General features: G+C 61.3%; 20 protein-coding genes. 8 read left to right on the top strand and 12 right to left on the bottom strand.

Features of this window, described 5'->3' with window-relative positions:
* Nucleotides 1–115 precede the first annotated feature (115 nt).
* The gene (locus tag BBD46_RS06040; protein ID WP_139173513.1) at nucleotides 116–451 is read left to right on the top strand and encodes a thioredoxin family protein; all 336 of its coding nucleotides are present in this window, start codon (nucleotides 116–118) and stop codon (nucleotides 449–451) included.
* 108 nt (nucleotides 452–559) lie between these two features.
* Here BBD46_RS06040 and npdG read toward each other — a convergent pair whose 3' ends face one another.
* From npdG to BBD46_RS06025, 3 genes are all read right to left on the bottom strand, one after another.
* The gene (gene npdG / locus BBD46_RS06035) at nucleotides 560–1,228 is read right to left on the bottom strand and encodes an NADPH-dependent F420 reductase (protein ID WP_071400826.1); all 669 of its coding nucleotides are present in this window, start codon (nucleotides 1,226–1,228) and stop codon (nucleotides 560–562) included.
* A gap of 111 nt (nucleotides 1,229–1,339) precedes the next feature.
* The gene (locus BBD46_RS06030) at nucleotides 1,340–2,773 is read right to left on the bottom strand and encodes a hypothetical protein (RefSeq protein ID WP_071400825.1); all 1,434 of its coding nucleotides are present in this window, start codon (nucleotides 2,771–2,773) and stop codon (nucleotides 1,340–1,342) included.
* 191 nt (nucleotides 2,774–2,964) lie between these two features.
* Nucleotides 2,965–3,222, bottom strand: a complete 258-nt coding sequence (locus BBD46_RS06025; protein ID WP_071400824.1) for a hypothetical protein — start codon at nucleotides 3,220–3,222, stop codon at nucleotides 2,965–2,967.
* A 152-nt stretch (nucleotides 3,223–3,374) separates the two neighbouring features.
* Here BBD46_RS06025 and BBD46_RS06020 point away from each other — a divergent pair, with 152 nt between their 5' ends.
* On the top strand, nucleotides 3,375–4,226 hold the full coding sequence (locus BBD46_RS06020; protein WP_071400859.1) for a glycerophosphodiester phosphodiesterase: 852 nt from the start codon (nucleotides 3,375–3,377) through the stop codon (nucleotides 4,224–4,226).
* On the opposite strand, the gene BBD46_RS06015 is transcribed toward BBD46_RS06020, so the two are convergent.
* Nucleotides 4,223–4,453: a hypothetical protein gene (locus BBD46_RS06015; RefSeq protein WP_071400823.1), complete on the bottom strand. Its 231-nt coding sequence runs from the start codon at nucleotides 4,451–4,453 to the stop codon at nucleotides 4,223–4,225. The two genes, BBD46_RS06020 and BBD46_RS06015, sit on opposite strands and share 4 nt — an antisense overlap.
* Before the next feature lie 275 nt (nucleotides 4,454–4,728).
* On the opposite strand from BBD46_RS06015, the gene BBD46_RS22565 reads away from it, so the two are divergent.
* On the top strand, nucleotides 4,729–4,899 hold the full coding sequence (locus BBD46_RS22565; protein ID WP_171908160.1) for a hypothetical protein: 171 nt from the start codon (nucleotides 4,729–4,731) through the stop codon (nucleotides 4,897–4,899).
* Between the two features lie 216 nt (nucleotides 4,900–5,115).
* Here BBD46_RS22565 and BBD46_RS06010 read toward each other — a convergent pair whose 3' ends face one another.
* The 4 genes from BBD46_RS06010 to BBD46_RS05995 form a co-directional block, all read right to left on the bottom strand.
* Entirely contained in the window at nucleotides 5,116–6,915 is a 1,800-nt protein-coding gene (locus tag BBD46_RS06010; protein WP_071400822.1) for an FAD-dependent oxidoreductase, read from the bottom strand.
* A gap of 116 nt (nucleotides 6,916–7,031) precedes the next feature.
* Nucleotides 7,032–7,961 (bottom strand): TIGR01548 family HAD-type hydrolase, encoded by a 930-nt coding sequence (locus BBD46_RS06005; protein ID WP_071400821.1) that lies wholly within the window; start codon nucleotides 7,959–7,961, stop codon nucleotides 7,032–7,034.
* An 89-nt stretch (nucleotides 7,962–8,050) separates the two neighbouring features.
* A complete protein-coding gene (locus BBD46_RS06000) occupies nucleotides 8,051–8,716 on the bottom strand; it encodes a DUF3267 domain-containing protein (RefSeq protein WP_071400820.1) in 666 nt (221 codons plus the stop codon).
* Between the two features lie 68 nt (nucleotides 8,717–8,784).
* Nucleotides 8,785–9,183: a UPF0146 family protein gene (locus BBD46_RS05995; protein ID WP_071400819.1), complete on the bottom strand. Its 399-nt coding sequence runs from the start codon at nucleotides 9,181–9,183 to the stop codon at nucleotides 8,785–8,787.
* A 39-nt stretch (nucleotides 9,184–9,222) separates the two neighbouring features.
* On the opposite strand from BBD46_RS05995, the gene BBD46_RS05990 reads away from it, so the two are divergent.
* From BBD46_RS05990 to BBD46_RS05980, 3 genes are all read left to right on the top strand, one after another.
* Nucleotides 9,223–9,744 carry an archaemetzincin family Zn-dependent metalloprotease gene (locus tag BBD46_RS05990; RefSeq protein ID WP_006652739.1) on the top strand — a complete coding sequence of 174 codons (522 nt, stop codon included), beginning with the start codon at nucleotides 9,223–9,225 and terminating at the stop codon, nucleotides 9,742–9,744.
* Nucleotides 9,745–9,780: 36 nt separating this feature from the next.
* Nucleotides 9,781–10,425, top strand: coding sequence for a class I SAM-dependent methyltransferase (locus BBD46_RS05985; RefSeq protein WP_071400818.1), 645 nt, complete (start codon nucleotides 9,781–9,783; stop codon nucleotides 10,423–10,425).
* 279 nt (nucleotides 10,426–10,704) lie between these two features.
* Nucleotides 10,705–11,727 carry a hypothetical protein gene (locus BBD46_RS05980; protein WP_071400858.1) on the top strand — a complete coding sequence of 341 codons (1,023 nt, stop codon included), beginning with the start codon at nucleotides 10,705–10,707 and terminating at the stop codon, nucleotides 11,725–11,727.
* A gap of 140 nt (nucleotides 11,728–11,867) precedes the next feature.
* Here the strand turns inward: BBD46_RS05980 and BBD46_RS05975 are convergent, their stop codons facing one another.
* From BBD46_RS05975 to BBD46_RS05965, 3 genes are read right to left on the bottom strand one after another with little or no spacing between them, the layout of a single operon-like run.
* Nucleotides 11,868–13,682 carry a ribosome biogenesis/translation initiation ATPase RLI gene (locus tag BBD46_RS05975; protein ID WP_071400817.1) on the bottom strand — a complete coding sequence of 605 codons (1,815 nt, stop codon included), beginning with the start codon at nucleotides 13,680–13,682 and terminating at the stop codon, nucleotides 11,868–11,870.
* A 2-nt stretch (nucleotides 13,683–13,684) separates the two neighbouring features.
* Entirely contained in the window at nucleotides 13,685–14,008 is a 324-nt protein-coding gene (locus tag BBD46_RS05970; protein WP_006652735.1) for a hypothetical protein, read from the bottom strand.
* Between the two features lie 54 nt (nucleotides 14,009–14,062).
* A complete protein-coding gene (locus tag BBD46_RS05965) occupies nucleotides 14,063–17,659 on the bottom strand; it encodes a DUF7289 family protein (protein ID WP_071400816.1) in 3,597 nt (1,198 codons plus the stop codon).
* Nucleotides 17,660–17,920: 261 nt separating this feature from the next.
* Between BBD46_RS05965 and BBD46_RS05960 the strand changes: the two genes are divergently transcribed.
* Both BBD46_RS05960 and BBD46_RS05955 read left to right on the top strand, forming a co-directional pair.
* Nucleotides 17,921–18,214, top strand: a complete 294-nt coding sequence (locus BBD46_RS05960; RefSeq protein ID WP_006652733.1) for a MarR family transcriptional regulator — start codon at nucleotides 17,921–17,923, stop codon at nucleotides 18,212–18,214.
* 93 nt (nucleotides 18,215–18,307) lie between these two features.
* Nucleotides 18,308–18,718, top strand: a complete 411-nt coding sequence (locus tag BBD46_RS05955) for a hypothetical protein (RefSeq protein WP_071400815.1) — start codon at nucleotides 18,308–18,310, stop codon at nucleotides 18,716–18,718.
* 42 nt (nucleotides 18,719–18,760) lie between these two features.
* On the opposite strand, the gene nadE is transcribed toward BBD46_RS05955, so the two are convergent.
* Complete coding sequence (gene nadE, locus BBD46_RS05950; RefSeq protein WP_071400814.1) at nucleotides 18,761–19,747, bottom strand: NAD(+) synthase; 987 nt, start codon at nucleotides 19,745–19,747, stop codon at nucleotides 18,761–18,763.
* Nucleotides 19,748–19,783: the final 36 nt, after the last annotated feature.

Raw genomic sequence — 19,783 nt, 5'->3', positions numbered from 1 at the left:
GTGGGTCGCTCGGTGAATCGACTCGAGTACCCTCGCTGCTCACTTCGCAGTTCGCAGTTCTCGGTTCGCGGTTCGCTGTGCGCTGCTCGCGGCTCGTTATGCCGCCGCAGCCACGATGGCGGCAAGCCGTTACGACTGGGAAACCCTTATGCGCCGCGCGTGGCAACTAGCGCTGAACCGTATGACTGTCACGCTTAAGGACTTCTACGCGGACTGGTGCGGCCCCTGCAAGACGCAGGACCCGATCCTCGAAGAGCTCGAAGACGACTGGGACGGTCGCTTCGAGGTCGAGAAGGTAAACGTCGACGAACAGCAGGACGTCGCCAACGAGTACCAGGTACGCTCGCTGCCGACGCTAATCATCGAGAACGACGACGGCATCGTCGAGCGCTTCGTCGGTGTCACCCAGCGCGGGGACCTCGAGGACGCACTCGAGTCCGCGGGCGCGTAAGCTCTGCTGCGACTCGGCGTTTTGTTTCTCTCAGCTGCGCACTGTGAGCGGTTTCGCTGGAGTCTGATTTTAGGGCTGTGCTGTGTCGTAGAACTGCTGTCGCCGAAATCAGACCCACTTCACGCCAACGTCGTGCAGCTCCTCGTTGTGCTTTGCGATGTTGATGACCAGCGGCGTCACACTCTCGACTTCCGCCGCGTTCGCGAGCGGCCCGGCATCGAGCGCGCGCAGTCCCTCGATTTCGTTCGTCAGGTTTCGCACCAACTCTTTCGCGTCTCCGTCGTCGCCGACGAGCAGCGTATCCAGGTCGAACTCGAGTTCGATGTTCGCGAGCTTTCCGGCCGCGAGGTTGTGGTACGCGCCGACGACGGGAACGCCGTCCGGCGCGCGCTGGGCGACGAGTTCGCTGACGCTGCCCGTTCCCGGCGGGTGGTAGTGCATGCCGTCTTCGTCACCCTTCATGCCGACGGCGGGGGTGACCAGAATTGTGTCCTCGTCGAGCACGTCCGCAACGGCCTCGACAGTGTCGCCGATGTGGTACGGCGGCACGCTGAGGATCACGACGTCAGCGCGGTCCGCAGCCATCTCGTTGGCGAAGCCCTTGCAATCTGCTGTGGCGCCGTGGGACTCGAGTACCGAGTTGTATTCCTCGACGGCGTCGCGCGCCCTTTCGGGGTCGCGCGAGCCGATGAGGAGTTCGTGGTCGGTATCGCGGGCGAAGCGGAGTGCGAGCCCTTCGCCGATGTCGCCAGTGCCGCCGAGTAGTGCGATTCGCATGCCTGTCACTCTCGTCGGCACTCGAATAAAGGGTGCGGGGATCGGTCGATCTCGCCGCGACTGCGTGAATAGCGTGGTCTCAGTCGAAAAGCTCGGGTGAACACCTGGATCTCAGGCGAACACCTGCACGCTCGTCTCGGCTGTAACGCCGTCACTCTCGACGCGGACGGGGAACTGTTCGTCCTGACTGGTTTCGTACGTCTCGTAGCCGAGCGTCAGTGTCTCGCTCTCGCCGGGTTCGAGCGTCACCGTCTCGCTGTCGACACTGGTCGGGTCGTGCCCGACGATAAGCTCGACCGATGCCGTCCGCGTCTCGGCCCCGTCGTTCGTCACGCTCGCGGTTACCTCGAGGAAGTCGCCGGCGTCGACGGGCGAGTTCGTTCCCTGGATCGAGAGGTCGAGTTGGCCGGTGCCCGTTCCGTCGTCGTCATCCTCGCTCTCGTCCTCGTCGTCCTCATTCCCGACTGCGTCAATCTCCCACCGCGAACTCAGTGTAGTGGCGGTGCCGTCGTCGCAGATTACCCACGGCACGACGTGACAGGTGTGACAGCCGCCCTCGATCGAAACCGTCGCCGTATCAGCATCGCCCTCGAGTTCGGTCACGCCGAGGATACGGTCTGCCTGGGTGAGCCACCAGACGACGCGGTCGAGTCCGCCGTCCGGATCGGTCGCCTCGAGTTCGAACTCGACCTGGTCGCCCTCCTGAACCGAGACGACGCGTTCGGTCGGCCGCACGCCCTCGACGGACGGCGATGCCGCGCCGTCGTCGGTAACCTCGATCTCCCAGCGGGCAGCGTAGGTCTCCTCGACGGTTTCTCCAGGTCCGGTTGGTCCATCGTCCGGAATAACGGCTGCAGTCACCTCGTGGCTACCGGGCTCGTCGAACTCGTGCCACCAGAAGTCCGCGCCGACTGTTTCGTAGTACTGCCACTCCCAGGCTCCGCCGACGCCGCTGGTCACGCTCTCGCCGTCAACCCACCAGATCGTCGTCTGAGACTCGTCCGGATCGACGGCTTCGGCTTCGAACAGCACCTCAGTACCCGGCTGTACAGTGAGTTCGTCGTCGGGACGAGCGCTCGGCAACGCCTCGGCTGCGGTGACGCTGACCGTCTGCTCGGCGACGCCGTGTGGCGTTTCGACACGCACGGGGAACTCGTCGTCCTGCGGGACGGGATAGGTGTAGAAGCCTTGCCGAATCGTCTCCGTCTCGCCAGCGCCGATTGTCATTCCGCGGCGTGTCATCTCCGTCTCGCCGAAACCGACGACGAGCACGGCCTCGGTTTGGATGTCTGTGGAGCCGGTATTCGTGAGCGCTGTCTCGACCCGCAGGTACTCGCCGGCGGGTACGGGCGCGTTCGTCTCGGTGATCGAGACCGAGAGTGATCCCTCGGTGTCCGTGTCCATGTTCGTGTGCGTATCCGTATTCGCGTCCGTGTTCGTCTGTCGTCGCGCTCGCACCGTCCTGTCACTCCACTGGACCGCACCGAGCGTGATACCCCCCGCTGTGAGTCCCTGGAGGAGTCGGCGTCGAGATGGCTTCGTCATAGGCGGACGGTCACCGAGAACGTGATAAAAGGATCACGACCGTTGCGGTCACAACGCCTCATTAGGTGCCGATTGCCCCTCGCTCAACCGTTGCTAGACACCAAAAAACCACAGCGCGTGCGGCCTCGCTGCCGTAGGCGGACGCTACTCCAGGCTTACGTCTCGGCCGACACCGTCGACTGAACGCCGTCCTACGGTGCTTCGTCCTCGTCCGGATTCATCGCCGCGCCGAGACCGCTGTCGTAGTCGTCCCGGTTCTCCACCTCGCGGATGCGCTGGTCGACACGATCCGCGAGTTCCTGCCGTCGCTTCTCGTCGACGGCTGCATCGCTCTCCAGTGCGTTGAGATCCTCGCGGGCAGTTCGAAGGACGGACAGCGCTTCCTCCTCCTCGAGTTTGGTCGCGCGATCGAGTGCTCGTCTCACATCGTCGAGCGTGCTGTCGGCCATGGACTGTCGTTCGACGGCCAGGGTGTTCAACGTGTCCGCGGCGAGTGCCGCCGTTCGACCTCGACACCCCTCTCGCTTTGCAGCCCTGAACTGAACCAGCCGTCGTAGCCCCCAAGACACTCCACCGCGTGCGTCGACTCGAGGACGAGTACATGTCCGATCCCGCACTCATCGCTCATCGCGGCTACGCCGGCGTCGCACCCGAGAACACCGTCGGCGCGGCCGTCGCGGCTGCATCCCGCGAGGACACCGCAATGATCGAACTCGATGTCCAGCCCGCCGCCTGTGGCACGCCGGTCGTCATCCACGACGAGCGGCTCGAGGGCGCCCCGTCCCGCTCGCGCGCCGGCCGTCCGCTCACCGATGCTACGGGACTCGTCTGGGAGGCTGATCTCGAGGCCATCCAGTCCGCCAGCGTGCTCGGAACCGAGGAGACGGTCTCGACGCTCGCCGACGTTCTCGCGGCCGTTCCCGACAGCGTCGCCGTCAACGTCGAACTGAAACACTGCGGTGCAAGCGACCTTCGCTTCGCCGAGTTGTTGGGGCCGGACGAACGGGCAGAACGACGTGCGCTGTGGACGCCGTTCGTCGAGCGCGTCGTCACCGACTGCGACGCGTTCGACGGCGAGATCCTCTTTTCGTCGTTCTGCGAGGGCGCACTCGCCGCAGCCCGCGACGTTGGCCCCGAGTACGATATTGCTGTGCTCGTTTGGGATGCACTCGAGTCCGGCCTCGAACTCGCGCGCCGGTACGACTGCGAGGCGATCCACCCGCCACGAAACGCAATCGCTGGCATTCCCCTCGCTGGGACCGAGTACGCTGGGTTTGGTTCCGAAGAGCCGGCTGTCGACATCGTAGAGACGGCCCACGAGGAGGGACGCACGGTCAACGTCTGGACAGTCGAGACCTGGCTGCAGTACGACCAGCTTGCGGCGGCGAACGTGGATGGAATTATCGCGGAGTATCCAGGGCTTCAGCGTGGCTCGGACCCACTGAGCCGTTAGCCATCCCGCCCACTCGTCTCGTTCTCACGCCCTGTCTGGTCCGCAATGGGACTCTCTGCTGCAGCCAATTTCGACACGAAGACAGCGCCGAGGTAGATCGGAATCAGATACAGAAGTAACAAGACGGGGACAGCGATGATACCCGGCGTATTCGGGTCGCTGACCTCGTAGACGAGCGCCGCCAGCAGGAAGGTGATGAGCGCGAGAAACACGTCAGTTCGATCCATACTCACCTCGGCATGTTGGGTGGCTAACAATCTTCTGGTTTGATGTGTTTCTGGCTGTACAAACTGTGCGCGTTTTTGTCATCGTCATTGGGAGCAGGTGGGACTCGAGTTCGGCTCGATTGAGATCCCCGGATACCGGCACAGAGTGTGTGCTGGATACAGAGCGCGAATGTGGTACTGACTGAAGCCGATCTCCGTTGGTAGTGGTCGGTCAGTGCAGTCCAAGTAGTTAATCCACAAGACACATATTTGAGAACAAGTAGAAACACGAAATAATGAACGAGAACGCAGTCGTCTTCCGTCTCAATCTGATCATCGCACTTTTGATTGCCAACATTGTACTGCTGCTAATCTTCTTTCTCCCTCCAGAATTGCTCTTTCTCGGCGGCATTCTTCCTGCCTTCCTGACCCCAGTCGCGCTTCTGCTACTCTTCCGTCTTCGGTAAGTTCGCAGATGTACTGGCCGGGTGGGGTAGGGCATTAGGAACGAAACAAACAGTGTCGCTGTGCTATCTCTCTGCTCTGTATGCAACACACCGCTCGAGTACTATCCTCGGTCACTGATTTCGACAGACTTCGAGTTTGCTGTTGTCGCCCTCTCCTCAATTCCTCTCCTCATCTCCGACTCCTCCTCAATCCTCACCCTCATTTCTGCCCACCCCTCAATCCTCGCCCTCACCTCTGTCCTCCTCCTCGCTTCTACTCCCGCTACCGACACCACTCCTGTCGATGTCGATGCTCACACCCGTTTCGGCACCTGCGCTATCACCCACATCGACACCGCCATCGATGCTGGCACTCGAGAGCCCCTCGTTTGCTGGCCCCTGAAGTACCTCGCCGTCCGGTGCGAACCGCGAGCCGTGGCAGGGACAGTCCCAGCTACACTCGGCGTCGTTCCACTCGACGAGACAATACATGTGGGTGCAGACGGCCGAAGTCGCGTGCAGGTCACCGTCTGCGTCCCGCGCACACGCCATTGGTTTCCCGCCGCGACGGATCACGGTCCCCTCGCCGGGGTCGAGCGAGCGCAGTTCGGGCGTGAGCATCGTACGGAGCCAGTCGGTCGCGAACTCGCTCACGGCGTCGACGTTCTCGGTGATCGTCTTGCTCGCCGACGCCTTCGGAGTGAGCCGCATCGGATCGAACAACTTCCGTTCGGGCGGCTTGCGGCCGTCGATGAGTGCGGCCAGCAACTGGCCGGCGGCAACACCGTTCGTCATTCCCCAGCCGCGAAAGCCGGTGGCGACGTACACGTTCTGCGCCCCCGCGCCGACGCGGCCGACGAACGGCACCTTGTCGACCGGTTTGTAGTCCTGGTTCGACCAGCGGTAGGCGACCGACTCGACGGGGAATCGTTCGCGAGCCCACTCGAGTAGCGTGCGATAGCGCTCGACCGTCGAGCCGCCCTGGCCGGTTTTGTGGTTTTCGCCGCCGACGAGGAGGAGGTCTTCGCTGTCGCCGTTGTTGCTTCCGTCGCCCCTGCTATCGCTGTCGTCGTTCTCTCCCCCATTGCTCCCGTCCTTCCCACCCCCAGTGCTGCGATACGTCCGAACAGAGCGGTAGTTGTCTCCCGTCCGGTAGTACATCCCCTCGGGCGGTTCGCCGTCGAGACGGAGCGCGAGTACGTAGGATCGTTTCGGGTGCATCCGCGCGAAGTAGCCCGCCCGGTCGAGGATCGGAAAGCCGGTCGCGAGGACGACCTGCTCGGCGGTCACCGTCGCCGACGTGGTCTGTACGCGACACGGCGTGCCGGACTCGACGTCCGTCACGCGGGTTCCTTCGTAGACAGTCGCACCGTCGTCCTCCTGCAGCACGTCCGCGATTCCGAGGAGATACTGGCGCGGGTGGAACCACGCCTGGTCGTCGAACCGGACGGCGGCCTGCGCCCGTTCGAACGGCGGTACCGAGGTTACGAAGGTCGCCGGCAGTCCTGCCAGTTCGGCGGCGTCGGTTTCGCGTTCAATCGTATCTCGATCGTTTCCGTAGAGGTACGAGGGCTGGCGCTCGAAGCCGCAGTCGATTCCGAACTCCTCGATCCGGCGCTCGACCGCGTCGATTGCCTCCTCCTGTACCGCTGCGTACTGTTTCGCCTCCCGTCGACCGAACTCCCGGCGTAGGTAGTCGTAGATCGCTCCGTGCTGGCTGGTCAGCTTGGCCGTCGACTTGCCTGTAATGCCCGCCGCAATCCGGTCGCGTTCGAGGACCGCGACCGTCTTCCCGCGCTCGCGTACCTCGAGTGCGGTCGAGAGGCCGGCGATGCCAGCGCCGACGATGCAGACGTCGACAGTTCGATCTGTTGTGAGCGCGGGGGCGGGTTCGCCGACTGATTCACCTGCTGAGTCGCCAGTTGCATCACCCGTTGGCCTATCGAGTGCCGCGTCGGCCGGTTCCGCGAGCCAGACGGGAGTCGGCTCGCCGGGCAGGGTGGGGTCACAGGAAAACGAGGGGTCGGGTGCGGTCATGGGACCACGCTACACCGAGCGGTGGCAAAAAACGGGCGTGCGAACCTGCTGGCTCCTGACCGTGTGTCCGAGTCGTCGACCCGAGGACTGGGTGGCTCGGCGATTGGACGGCCCGCCTACTCGTCCGCGAGCAACGCCGGGAGTTCGTTGACCGACTCGAGTACCGCCGCTGCGTTTTCGTCACCATACTTCTGTCGACCTTCTGTGCCGGTGAGGCCACCGGTCAGGACGCCGATGCCGTAGTACGCACGGCTCGGATCCGCCTCACTCGCGTTCGTCGCCGTTCGCACGTCGTCCAGCGTGTCGCCGACGAAGACGACGCTGTCGGCGTCGAAGCGCTCGGCCAGCGTCGTCAGCGCGTGCGGGTGTGGCTTGCCCTCGTCCCAGTCGTCCATCGTAAACCGGTGTTCGACCGGAATGTCGCCCGCGAGGCCGACGCGGTCGAGCGCGATTTCGGCCTCTGCCTCGGGTCGGCCGGTCAGGACACCGACGGAGATGACGGCCTCTTCGAGCAGCCAGTCCCGCGTTTCCCCATCGAGGATCACCGGTTCGTCGTGGATGAACCCTTCCTGGCGCAGGTCGTCGTCAGGCTCGCCGCCCTCGAGCGCCCGGTAAAGTTCGTCGCCGAGATAGAGCTGCTGGAAGACATCACGCAGGCGCTCGCGATCCCAGCGGTCGGTGACGCGTTTCGTCGCCTGTGCGCCGATACCGTCGCGGACGGCGCTCTCTGCGGCCTCGAGTCCGCCACCCGCAGCAGCGATTTCGTTGGTGAACGTCTTGAGTGAGGCGTCGTAGCCCTCGCCGGTCGCGAGCATGTAGAGTGCGGCGGCATAGGTCAGCTCCCAGTCGTTGTTGAAGCCGCCAGCGTCCTTGAACTGCTGAATGTCGTCCTTGCGGATCGTCCGGTCGTAGACGGTGTCGACGGATTCGATGATCGCGCGCCGGTAGGAGTCGGCGACGTCGACGAGAACGCCGTCGATGTCGAGGACGACGGCATCGACGTCTGCCTCGAGTGTCGCAGTCTCGTTCTTCGCGTTCGTGGTCATACCGTCTCGAACGGGCTGATGGGAATAAAGCCGGTCGATTTCTCGTTTCAGGAAATCGGCCATCACAGCCCCATACAGTCGGCCGCCTCTCACACGAGCGGCGAACCCACGACCGCGAACGCGAGCAACAATAGTCCGATCGCGTAGAGGACGTCAGCCCACAGCCACGAGAGCAGGCTCACGACGTAGACTACGAGAACGAACGGAACGCCGAGCAGGACGAGCGGTGAGCGACGCCACCTGGCGCGTGTCTGTGCCCAGAGCGCGTTCGCGTCGCCGGTGCTCGGGAAGGCGTGGACGCCGATCACGAGTCCGAGCCAGCCCAGAGCGACCACGGCGGCGAGGAGTTCGCGCGACACGACCTCCGGATCGACGGCTGGGAACACGCCGCTGGACGGGGTGACGATTCCGGTCGTCGTCACGAGGTCGGCGAACGCGAGCAGCGCGCCGAACGCGACGACGGTGTTGACCAGAAACGGCGCGACGCCGATGACGAAGGCGTCGAAGTATCGGTTGGGCTGCTCGTGGCGGACGTAACCGGCCGGATCGCCAAATCGAAAGTAGACGACCTCGTGAATCCGTGCGCCGGTGAGTCGACAGGCGACCGCGTGGGCGAACTCGTGAACGATAACACCTGGAGCGGACGCGAGCTGGAGGGCGACCCAGAGGACCGTTCCGAGGCCGGTGATCGCTACCACGATGAGTGCCGTGATGAGTACCAACAGGAGAGCAGAGAGGAGTGGCTCGGGGAGCACGGGTCGTCCTGACGAAAGGGTTCCAGTGGTGTTAATTCATGTGTCTCGACCCGAACTGGATCGCTGACTCAGGGTCGCTGACTCAGGTACAGCGTTCCCGTCTCGATTGTTCGCTGCTCAACCGGAATCGCGGGCTGGTCGCCGCCGAGCGTCGTAAACAGCAGGTCTGCACACGATTCCCAGGCTACGTCGCGGGCAGGCCTGTGAAGTTCGGGTGGCAGATTTCGGGCGTAGATCGCGCCCGCGTCGGCGTAGATCGACGGCTCGGGATCGACGATATCGTCGCGGACGAAGCGAACTCCCTCCGGCACGTCTCGGTCGTAGATATCCGTCGCCGTCACGGTACAGCCACGTTCGGCGAGCGCCGCGGCTACGTCCGTTCGACGGCCGATCCCCACCTCGACGAGCCGGTCGTACGCCGCGAGAATCGCTGTCAGTGTGGTTTGATTTCGCCGAAAGTGGCCCATGGCGGGATGTTTATGAGCAAAGCGACCATAGCGTTTGTCATGCTCGTCGACATCGTGCCGGTCGGCAACGTCCCCGCGGCAGTCAAACGGGCGGCATCCTCCGCGTTGCGATCAGTCTACGACTGCGACGTCTCCGTGACTGACTCCCAGCCGGTGCCAAACGGCGCGTACGACTCCGGACGCGACCAGTACTCCGCCGAAGCGTTCATTCAGCTCGCAGAGCGCGTCGGCCGCGGCGCGAAGAATATCGCCATTACGCCACACGACCTCTTCTACCGTCGCCGAAACTACGTTTTCGGTCTCGCCTATCTGGACGGCAGCGGCAGCGTTGTCTCGACCTACCGCCTGCAGACCTCGAGCGACGGCGGCTTCTCGAACAAGAGCGCCAGCGAAATTTTCGAGAACCGCGTCCGCAAGGAGATCGTTCACGAGATCGGTCACACCTACGGCCTCGAACACTGCGACAACAACCGCTGCGTAATGAACTTCTCGCCAACCGTCCGCGAGGTCGACATCAAAGAGGAGAACCTCTGTGGCAGCTGTCAACGGCTGATTGGCTGATTCCCGGGTTCCGCCGTCTCACCCCATCTCATCACTATGACTCCCTCCCCCTTTGAGACTCATACCGACGCGTACGACGACTGGTTCGACACAAACGACGGCGCCTATCGCGCCGAACGGGACGCACTGGAACGCGTCCATCCGTCCCCCACCCCCGACCCCGACCGGGCACTCGAGATCGGCGTCGGCACGGGCCGGTTCGCCGGCCCGCTCGACATCTCCCTCGGAGTCGACCCCGCAAGCGCCCCGCTCGACCGAGCGCGCGAGCGCGGCGTCACTCCCGTCCGCGGTGTCGCCGAATCGCTTCCGTTCGATGACGGGGGACTCGAGTACGTCCAGTTCGTCACCGTGCTTTCGTTCGTCGACGACACCGCGGCTGCGCTCGTCGAAGCCCGTCGCGTCCTCAAACAGGATGGGTCGCTCGTCGTCGCGTTCCTCGACCGGGCGAGCCCGGTTGGGCAGGTCTATCAGGAACACAAGGATGAGAGTCCGTTCTACGCGGACGCAGAATTTTTGACCGCAGACGAGGCGTCTGCCTCACTCGAGTCGGCCGGGTTCGAAATCGAGACGCGCGTCCAGACGATTTTCGAGGACCCGTCCGAACTCGAGCCGGCGGATGTCGATGTTCGCGAGGGCCACGGTGACGGCCTGTTTGCGGTGGTCCGGGCGACGCCGCTGTGACGCTGGGTCGTACGGTATCGACTATCGGCCTGGAACGCTCGGATTCGATGGATCAGTGACTGGCTCGTGCACTGGACGCACCCATCGACACGTACAGGATACTGGCAAACGACTTACACCGCTCGATCCCGTACGGATGAGTGATTGCCCAATTCCGACAGTATTGGCGCCGATGTCAATGTCGATGCCGACGCCGACACCGACACCGACACCGGCAATTCGATAGGGAACCCGCATTCACCCAGAACCCGCTTCCAACGACTCCCTCCGACTCCACTCGTGACAGACGACCACTCTCCCACCGACGCAGATTCGGACGCCGACTCGAGTGCCGACGCTGACACTCCCACTTCTTCCTACTCGAACTCAAGTCCGTCTGGCACGACCGGCGACGAGTCTGACGGTGAGGTGTCCGGCGGCGAGGTCGAGATCGAGGTGACGCGCGGACCTCCCGAGTCGAGTAATCGCCGTGACCGCCCCGACCGAATGGAACGCGTTGGACGCCCCGATCGGACGAATCACATCGACCGCTCCAAACTCGACGGCAGTGCCAGCAGTGCTCGTCGCACTGGATCGCCAGACAGTGCGGCTGGCGATGGCAATCGGTCGAACGCCGCCCACCATCCGAAGGAAGGCCCGCTCGCCGACGAACTCGGCCGCATCGACGTGATGACGACTCCCGAGGGCTACGTCGAGGGCCGGATCGCCGACGTGACCGCACTCGACGAGACGACGGTCGAACTCACCGTCTCGCTCCCCCACGGCGAGGTCATCGCGTTCGAACTCGAGAAACCGATCCCGTGGTCCGAGGACTTTCTGTTCGCTCGACTCATCGAAGACGTTGGCTACGATGCGGCGTCGATCGACCACGCGATTGGCGAACCGGTCTATCTCGAACGAACTGATCTGCCGTCCGCGGACGCCGAGGCCGGCACTGACACCGCGACAACTACTGACGACTGGTGGACGACCACCGTCCACGCCGCGAGCGACGCCGTCCTCTCCTCGCTCTCTCGCGGCCGATACCGACTCGAACGCGCCGACGAACCCGAGTGGCGACTGGTGGACCCACTCGAGCGCCCCGATGCAATGCCAGACACCGAGGACGACGGCGTAACGACCGAACTCGTCGGTATCGGACTGATTCTCTTCGGGACGCTCGTCGCCGCCGCCGGCGCGGTCTTCGGGGCGACCGGCACGCTGGTCGTCTCGAGTGCAGTCCTCGCCTACGCGCTGCTTGGCGTGCTGATGGTGTTGACGGGAATTGTCGTACTGCTCGATAGAGACGTTACGGACCTTTGAGCGGTCCGTATGCTCGTGTAATGAACGAGCGTAACGGGGGTCGTCGAAAACTGTAAACTGTAAACTGAAAACTGAAAACCCGAAGACGCGATGACGGGAAGGCCAGAATACCGGAAGTTTGGAAGACGCGGAGAACGGTCTCAGGGAGAGTAGTAGTACTCGCCTTCGCGCTTTTGCTCGCGGTCTAGCTGCGACTCAGGCTTGTTGATCCGCGGACGCGACGTACGCTCGTCACGGCGGAACGTCACCTCGAGATTAGCGAGGAACTCGTTCATGCCGTCGCGCATCGCCTGCGGTTGGCCGGCGTGACCGTGCATTGCGGGTTCACCGTCGAAGACCATCAGGCGGTCCGCGAGCAGGTCGATCATGTAGATGTCGTGATCGATGACCATCACGGTCGCGTCCTGCTGTTCGGCGTAGCGTCGGATCGCGCTAGTTGCCTGGACGCGCTGTTCGACGTCCAGGTGTGCCGACGGCTCGTCGAGCAGGTAGAGATCTGCCGAATCGGACAGACAGGCAGCGATAGCAACTCGCTGGCGCTCACCGCCCGAGAGGTCGGAAAGATTCTGTTCCATGATCCGCTCGAGTTGGAGCGGCTGGGCGATCTCGGTGTTCCAGTACGAGGAGCCGAACTGGTCCGTAATTGAGGAGAGGAACGCGTCGACCCGCATGTGCTGGTCGATCGTCACGTACTGGGGCTTGTAGGAGATCTCCAGATCGAGATCAGCGTCGCCTTCGTCCGTCTCGAGGTTCCCCGTCAGCAGCTTCGCGAACGTCGACTTCCCGATCCCGTTCGGGCCGACGATGCCAAGGACCTCGTTGCGGTGGATCTCGCCACCTTCGACCTCGAGGCTGAACTCGCCATCACCGTAGCTCTTGGAGAGGTCGGGGTAGTCGACGAGCACGTCGCCGTGGGTCGCGGTTCGTGGGGCATGCTCCTCGAACTCGATCGGATTCTGGCGAATCCGCATGTTCTCGTTGTCGAGGTAGCCCGAGAGGTACTCGTTGATCCCGTTCCGAACCGACTTCGGCGAGGTAATCACACCGTAGGCACCGGGTTCACCGTAGGCGACGTGCAGCGTGTCCGCGAGTAGGTCGAGAATCGCCAGGTCGTGCTCGACGACGAGCATCGATTTCCCCTCGTCCTCGGCGAGTTCGCGAATCAGTCGCGCTGCGGTAACGCGCTGTCCGATGTCGAGGTACGGCGTAATCTCGTCCAGGAAGTAGAAGTCCGTATCTCGCGCCAGCGTCGCTGCGAGCGCAACGCGCTGGAGTTCGCCGCCGGAGAGATCCTCGATCGCCTGGTCCATGACGGGGCCGATCGACAGCCGCTCGACGAGCGAGTCGAGGGCGTCGCGTTCGTCCGTCTGCTCCAACAGTTGGCGGGTGTTGCCGTCGAACTGTTTCGGAATCTGGTCGACGTACTGTGGCTTTCGGGCGATGGTAATGTCGCCGTCGCGGACGTCTGCGATGTAGTCCTGAAGCTCCGTGCCACGATAGGCCTCGAGTACATCGTCCCAGTCTGGCGACTCCTCGTAGCGGCCGAGGTTCGGCTCGAGTTCACCGGCCAGAATGCGAACGGCCGTGGTCTTCCCGATTCCGTTCGGACCGAGAATCCCGGTGACATTCCCCTCCTGTGGGGCCGGGAGACCGTACAGCGAGAAGGCGTTCTCGCCGTAGCGGTGTGCGGGTTCTTCCTGCAACTCCTGTGGTAGGTTGATGATCTCGATTGCGTCGAAGGGGCACTTTTCGACGCAGATACCGCAGGTTTCGCCGAGACAGATCTCTTCGGAGATGCGAACCTGCTCGGGCTGTCCCTCTGGGGTTTCTTCGCCCCGGAGCGTGATGCACTCCTTGCCGGTCCGATTCGGTGGACAGTAGTTCTTGCACTCGTAGCTACAGCGGTCGGGCTGGCACCGATCCAGGTCTACGACGGCGATGCTGTCGTCCGCCATGGTTATGCGTTAAGCTCCGCGGTGAGCAGGATTCCCCACGTCACGAACCACATAGAGAAGGTCATGAACGTGATGAACAGGTAGTGTTTGATCCCGAACTCGTCGTCGCTGTAGATGCTCGTGGCGTCAAAGAGCACGATCTGTGCGACGATCGCGGTGAGGACGAGCAAGAGCGCTCGCGTATCGCCTGCGGCCTCACCCGGTGAGACATCACCGGTGAGCGCCATGGAGGCGAGCGCCGTCCCGACGCCGAGCAGCGCGGCCAGCGCGGTGACGCTGATCGAGCGGATATGCTCGCGCCGGTCGCTAATCGATTCGGTCGACATGTCTGTGACTCTATCGTCGGTGGTGAAAAGGGGTTCGGGTTGGTGGCGGCTCAGTCAGCCAACTGTGATGGCGTCGACATCAATATCAATCGTGGAATCGCCGATGTCGTCCAATGATCCATCTGCGTCCCCAGTCCAGTCGATTTCTTCGCCGGGTTCGATCTCGATCGGTGCTGAATCCTCTCGATCCTCGCTTCGAACAGTAACCTCGCCGCTGCCATCGTCATTGAGACTTGTCTGCCACTCGAGTTCAATCTCCGTCTCACCGTCTTCGTTTAGATCACTTTCTACCACTTCTTTTGTATCGACGACCTGGCCGTCGGGGTTGGTGAGCGTAATTATCTGTGGGACATCTTCCTCATCCAGATCCGGATCACGACTTGTGACCGTAGCCTCGATTGTGGCGGATTCACTGGCATTTACGTTCTCGACGTTGTTAATGTCGACCTCGAAGATCCCCTCGGCCTCGAGTTCCCAGCCGAACCGTGGGTAATCGTCGGGGACGGCGGCCCATGGGCCACCCTCTTCCTCAAAGTTGAGATTCCCCATCCGGCCATCTTCGATGACGTTGAGTCCAGTCATCTCCTCCGTAGCACGATCGTTCCAGTTCAGCGTTGGAGTCGGAGTTGTACCAGATCCCTCTTGGCGTCCGTAGCCATCCTCGTGTTCGGTCCGATCCCAGTAGACCGCATTGGTGAATACGTCACCGCTCTCCCCAGACTGCTGGAGGATCGATCCGACGAGCGCACCGCCGCTGGTGCCGGAAACACTCACGTTAGTGTACATCTGATCAAACTCTGAATCGACGTACGATGTGGCACCGAGGACACCGCCAGCGTTCGAGTGTCCGGATCCCGTAAACTCAACATCAATGTTCTGTGTGTAACCGACGGACAAGGTCGACCCCCAGTGAGTCCGACCAACTAATCCTCCGATCCCCTCCCCAAGGAATCCATCTCTGTTATCGCCACCGATTACTGTTCCCTGAGCGACGAGTTCGTTGTCTAGCTCGGCGTGTGCACCAGCTCCGACTAATCCTCCAACCAGTTGTTCTTCTGCTTTCACCACACCGTCACTACTGGATTGATCAATCGTTCCACCGGCTTGACCTGCAAGTGCACCGACGTACCGCTGTCCATGTATATAAACGTCTTCCAGCCGGACATGACGTATTTCTGAGCCCTCACCTACGTCCACGGTTTCGAAACCGTTCTCGTCTTCAACGTGGGGAAGGCTCGTTGAACCGAATAGGCCTACGAAGCGTTCGTCCGGCCGGTCAATGTGCAGCCCTTCGATGACGCTTCCGTTCCCGTCAAACGTCCCGCTGAACAGTTGACCTTCCCAGCTACACGGTCGATCACATCGAGATGAACCTTCCAGCCAGTCGTGTCCACCGTTCCCAATTGGTTCGAATCCACGTGGTTCGCCGGACTCTGCTGGAGTTTCATAGGAGACATCCAGTTGTGCCCAGTCGTCACCCCATCCAGGATTATCTTGTATCTCTACGATCCCTGCTTCGTCATCAACGAGTTCGAAGTCTGGGTTACTATCCCAAAATCCTGCATCCACTTCGACGCTTCCTTCCACCACTGGTGTTTCCGAGAGTTCGATCTGATCTCCTGCTCCAAATTCGCCGTTTTCGGCAGTGACGGTCTCTGAGTGGCTATCCGTGTCGACCACATCTGGATTCCAGTACTCGGTCCCATGAGCATCGATGTCGTCGACGAGTTCGTAGTGATCATCGAGACCTTGGTCGTTGATACACTGAAGCTGATCGACGTTGCTTATTTGATACGGGTCATGTTCTGACCCACTGCCCTCATAATCGACGGCGTCACATTCTGGCCCATCCCGCTTGACGACGACAACTTCCTCCATCTCGTCGTCTTCTGCTTCGAAACTATCCGTCCTGACCGTGATGCGATCAGTTCGCTCTCCAACGTTATCGTACTCGAGTTCGACAGTCTCTGTACCTGCACCTGGAACCGGAACGGACTGGCTATCAGCTTCGTTTCCATCGAAGTCCTCCAGTATCACGTCCGTGTCGGCTGTATCACCCATAGCCTCGACGACTGCCTCAACGGTTACCGACCCGTCTTCCTCAACCGGATCATCAAGCACATCGACATCCGTTATGTTGAGCGAGGGATTGACTTCGACCGCTTTGGTGGTGCTGTTCGATTCTGTTCCGACTGCGATTTCGGTATCAGTGGAGTCCGTCGGCAGATCGACGCTCCCCCACTCGAGTTCGACGGATTCCTCTCCGCTCCCATCGGAATCGACTTCGGCGGTGTCAACGATATTGCCGTCGAATCCACTGAGCCAAACGAGTTGATCGTCTCCATACCCTCGCTTTTCGACATTTGCGTGGACCGTTAACGTCTCTCCCTGGCCGACTGGATCCTCGACGTTAGTGATAGTGACTTCCGGCGGATCTTCCTCGATAATGAAGTGGCCTGGCTCGTCGAGGGTGTCCCCTCCTGGATCTGTTTTGACGTTGTACTCGTACTCTTCCCCCGGTTCGACATCGATCGTGCGATCGACGTTTGCGTTACCGGTTGTGTTATCGGTTTTGAAATAGTGGTTTGCGCTGTGCGAGCCCCATTCCCAATCTTCCTGGTCGGCGGTCGAGATTGATTCTCCCGGTTCAATTTCTTGCTTCGACGTGATCTCTCGGCTTTCGACGCCAGTACCGGATTCGTCCCGAATCATGAGCGTAGCGTTGACCTGCCCTGATTCGTTTCCGTAATTGGTTAGTTTCGTATTGATATGGAAAGACTCCTCGTGCTCCAAAATATGACTAGGAAGTGGCTCGTTCCCACCTTGATGCCATAGTCCGTGGTCCTCTTCAACCAAGAAATACGGCTCTTCTGGGGCTGCATCAATCTCCTCAATTGTCAACACGACCTCGTTGGGATTCGAAGTTGACTCGACATTGACATCGAACTCGGAGAATTGTTCAGCATACTCTTTTTCGCTTTCGAGGTGGTTCTTCCACCCCTCGGCATACTCGCTCTCGATTTTAATTGCAACGTCTTCCTCCGCCCGCGCAACTGCTGAAGTGAGGTTTGCTGCCGCTTCGGACTCGCCTTCGTAGTCGTGTCGGAGGACTCCTTCCGAACCAACAGTCTCGGATTGGTGGACCTGCATGAATTCCAGTCCCAATACCCCGTTCTCGGTGAAGCCGATCGGCGGTGACTTTTCGGTTCGCACACCGGAGTCTGTGACCTCCCAGATGGCACCACCTTGGTGTGCGAGTGTCCGATCATCGAGGTTGAATTCAAGGGCACCAAGTTCTTCAGTGACCGTCCGACTCGAGTTGCCCCATGGTGGACGGTCTCCATCTGAACTGTTATACCAGGTGATTGAAATTGAGCCGTCGTTGACGACTGCTGGTTGACAATCTGGGTCGTCAAGCGCCATCGACTGGTCGTATCCCGTTGAGGCGACAGTCCCGAGTCGGTGGTCGGTCTCGTCCATGCACAAGTGGGCTTTTTCGCGATCCACCTCGGAGCCGATTCCATCGAGCATCACGGAACCAGCCGCGAACAGCAGGACCGCACCGATCCCCACCATCGCAAAGAGAAGAACGATACCTAGTACTGGACTTGCGGCCCGGTCCCCACCGAACACCCTAAAATCCCCGTCCATTTCTAGTCTTATGAGTCAGTAACTAATACCTACTATAAAAATATGTATACCTAACAATGTTACCGGGTTGAAGACGACTCGAACGGCCGAATCGTCATCGACGACCCATTGCAAGAAGCGGCTGACCACCTGGTCAATGGCCGATATCGGCACTTGCAGATGCAGTGGGTCCACTTTACTTGATTCAGCGGGTGGAATTTTCTGTAAGTCTGTCGGTGAAAGGCTCAACTTTTATACTGCTGCACGCTTTCGATTCGTAACATGGTAGAGACCGACGGGGAGGAGATCGAAGACTTGCCTCCGAGCGCCAAACTCGTTTTCAAGGTTCTCGAGTACGACGGGCCGCTCACCCAGAAGCAGATCGTCGAGGAGTCGATGCTCTCGGCGCGAACGGTTCGGTACGCACTCGAGCGTCTCGAGGAGATCGGAATCGTCGACGAGGATATCTACTTTGCTGATGCGCGCCAGAGCTTGTATCGGCTGGAGGAGCCAGTAGCGGCGGATGGAAGCGGTGTGGAAGAGGCCCCGAAGAAAGACGCCTGCTGCGCGGAATAACCGTCTCCCGCTGCCACTCTCTTTCTTGTTGTCCGAATCGACGATGACACCAAGAACGGCAGGATTATTTTGATACAGTGACGCTCCCCAGATATGGACAAGGAGGCGTTACCACGGTGGGGCTGGCTGTTGGTCGGATTGTTCGCGACGGCGATGATCGCGAATTTGCTCAACTTCACGGTCCTCGGACCAGCAGGGTTGGGGCCGGACTTTCAGGTCGTCACGATTATTACGGCGATGTCGCCGGTGTTGATCTACGTCGGCGTCTGGTACGACGAGGACCGCCAACACTACTGGGAGCAGCCGCGCGAGCACATCATCGGTGACGTGTTGTTCGTCATCGTCGGTGCCGCACTCGGCTCGGCGCTCGCGCTGGTCGCGATCGTCGGATTTGGCCTCTGGCAGATCCTGCAGGACATTATCGCGATGGGTGCCGGGTTCATGCTCTCCTGGGGGCTGTTCTGGTGGCGGAATCCGAACCTGTACCGGTACGAAGCAGAGTAGACGACTGGACCGAATAGTTTAGTAGCCAGCGGCCGCTGTCACTCAGTTCGCGTCGGTACCGCCGCGCTTGAGCCGATCGACATCCGGTATCGGCGGTCGACATCGTTTGTGCTCGGTTTCGGCACACAGCCACGCAATCGCTCGCGCCGTCTCCGAGTCGAGATCGAGATCGGCAGCAGCCTCGGTGACTGATTGCGCTTGTTCGACCAGCCGGAACAGCAGTGGATCGATCGTCTCGTACGGGGCACCGAGCTCGTCGGCGTCGGTCTGGTCGGCCCAGAAGCCAGCCGTCGGCGACTTGCTGATGATCCGCCGCGGAACGCCGATTCGTTGTGCGAGCGCTCGCACTTCGGTCTTGTAGAGGTCGCCGATCGGATAGCTGTCCGCCGCTCCGTCGCCGTACTTGGTGAAGTAACCGAGTAACAACTCCGAGCGGTTCGCCGTGCCGAGGACGAGTCGCTGCTCGCGGTTGGCCGCGTAGTAGGCACAACTCATCCGAAGGCGTGCAACGACGTTCCCGAGTTCGCAGTTGCGTTCGTTGGGTCGCGCACTGCTGGCGCTGTCGTCGGTACTGCCGCTCTCGCCGTCTCCGCCACTGTCGTCATCTTCGATTTCGACCCTGCCTCTCCTCCCGTCTCCGTCGAGCCGACACTCGAGTACACTCGCCACCGTGTCGTCGAACAACTCGAGAAGCGGCCGCAGTTGAATCTCGGTGAACGCCATGCCGAGTCCTGCCGCAATTGTGCGGGCGTCGCGGGCGTCGCGCTGTTCGGTTTTGTGACACGGGAGTGCGAGGCCGAGGACGCGTTCGGGGCCGAGTGCCTCGACGGCCAGCGTTGCCGTGACGGTCGAATCGAGGCCGCCGCTCATCGCGACGACGACGCCGTGGGCACCTGCATCGGCGACGCGCTGTTGAATCGAGTCGACAATCCGGGAGCGAACGACCTCGAGACGTGGTCGCGTTACGATGAACGGTTCGTCGGGTGCGGTGCAGGTCGAGCGACCGTCGGTCTCGGCGTCAGTTGACATTGTTGTGAAACACCATTGTATGGCTAACTCAGTGGA

Source organism: Natrialba sp. SSL1, from assembly GCF_001861355.1.
Classification (GTDB): Archaea; Halobacteriota; Halobacteria; order Halobacteriales; family Natrialbaceae; genus Natrialba.
This window is presented reverse-complemented; position numbering and strand designations above follow the sequence as displayed.

What these genes read in the sequence shown, in the direction of transcription:
- BBD46_RS06040 (WP_139173513.1), top strand. Translation starts at nt 116, where the DNA reads ATGGCGGCAAGCCGTTACGACTGGGAAACCCTTATGCGCCGCGCGTGG.
- npdG (WP_071400826.1), bottom strand. Translation starts at nt 1,228, where the DNA reads ATGCGAATCGCACTACTCGGCGGCACTGGCGACATCGGCGAAGGGCTC.
- BBD46_RS06030 (WP_071400825.1), bottom strand. Translation starts at nt 2,773, where the DNA reads ATGACGAAGCCATCTCGACGCCGACTCCTCCAGGGACTCACAGCGGGG.
- BBD46_RS06025 (WP_071400824.1), bottom strand. Translation starts at nt 3,222, where the DNA reads ATGGCCGACAGCACGCTCGACGATGTGAGACGAGCACTCGATCGCGCG.
- BBD46_RS06020 (WP_071400859.1), top strand. Translation starts at nt 3,375, where the DNA reads ATGTCCGATCCCGCACTCATCGCTCATCGCGGCTACGCCGGCGTCGCA.
- BBD46_RS06015 (WP_071400823.1), bottom strand. Translation starts at nt 4,453, where the DNA reads ATGGATCGAACTGACGTGTTTCTCGCGCTCATCACCTTCCTGCTGGCG.
- BBD46_RS22565 (WP_171908160.1), top strand. Translation starts at nt 4,729, where the DNA reads ATGAACGAGAACGCAGTCGTCTTCCGTCTCAATCTGATCATCGCACTT.
- BBD46_RS06010 (WP_071400822.1), bottom strand. Translation starts at nt 6,915, where the DNA reads ATGACCGCACCCGACCCCTCGTTTTCCTGTGACCCCACCCTGCCCGGC.
- BBD46_RS06005 (WP_071400821.1), bottom strand. Translation starts at nt 7,961, where the DNA reads ATGACCACGAACGCGAAGAACGAGACTGCGACACTCGAGGCAGACGTC.
- BBD46_RS05995 (WP_071400819.1), bottom strand. Translation starts at nt 9,183, where the DNA reads ATGGGCCACTTTCGGCGAAATCAAACCACACTGACAGCGATTCTCGCG.
- BBD46_RS05990 (WP_006652739.1), top strand. Translation starts at nt 9,223, where the DNA reads ATGCTCGTCGACATCGTGCCGGTCGGCAACGTCCCCGCGGCAGTCAAA.
- BBD46_RS05985 (WP_071400818.1), top strand. Translation starts at nt 9,781, where the DNA reads ATGACTCCCTCCCCCTTTGAGACTCATACCGACGCGTACGACGACTGG.
- BBD46_RS05975 (WP_071400817.1), bottom strand. Translation starts at nt 13,682, where the DNA reads ATGGCGGACGACAGCATCGCCGTCGTAGACCTGGATCGGTGCCAGCCC.
- BBD46_RS05970 (WP_006652735.1), bottom strand. Translation starts at nt 14,008, where the DNA reads ATGTCGACCGAATCGATTAGCGACCGGCGCGAGCATATCCGCTCGATC.
- BBD46_RS05965 (WP_071400816.1), bottom strand. Translation starts at nt 17,659, where the DNA reads ATGGACGGGGATTTTAGGGTGTTCGGTGGGGACCGGGCCGCAAGTCCA.
- BBD46_RS05960 (WP_006652733.1), top strand. Translation starts at nt 17,921, where the DNA reads ATGGTAGAGACCGACGGGGAGGAGATCGAAGACTTGCCTCCGAGCGCC.
- BBD46_RS05955 (WP_071400815.1), top strand. Translation starts at nt 18,308, where the DNA reads ATGGACAAGGAGGCGTTACCACGGTGGGGCTGGCTGTTGGTCGGATTG.
- nadE (WP_071400814.1), bottom strand. Translation starts at nt 19,747, where the DNA reads ATGTCAACTGACGCCGAGACCGACGGTCGCTCGACCTGCACCGCACCC.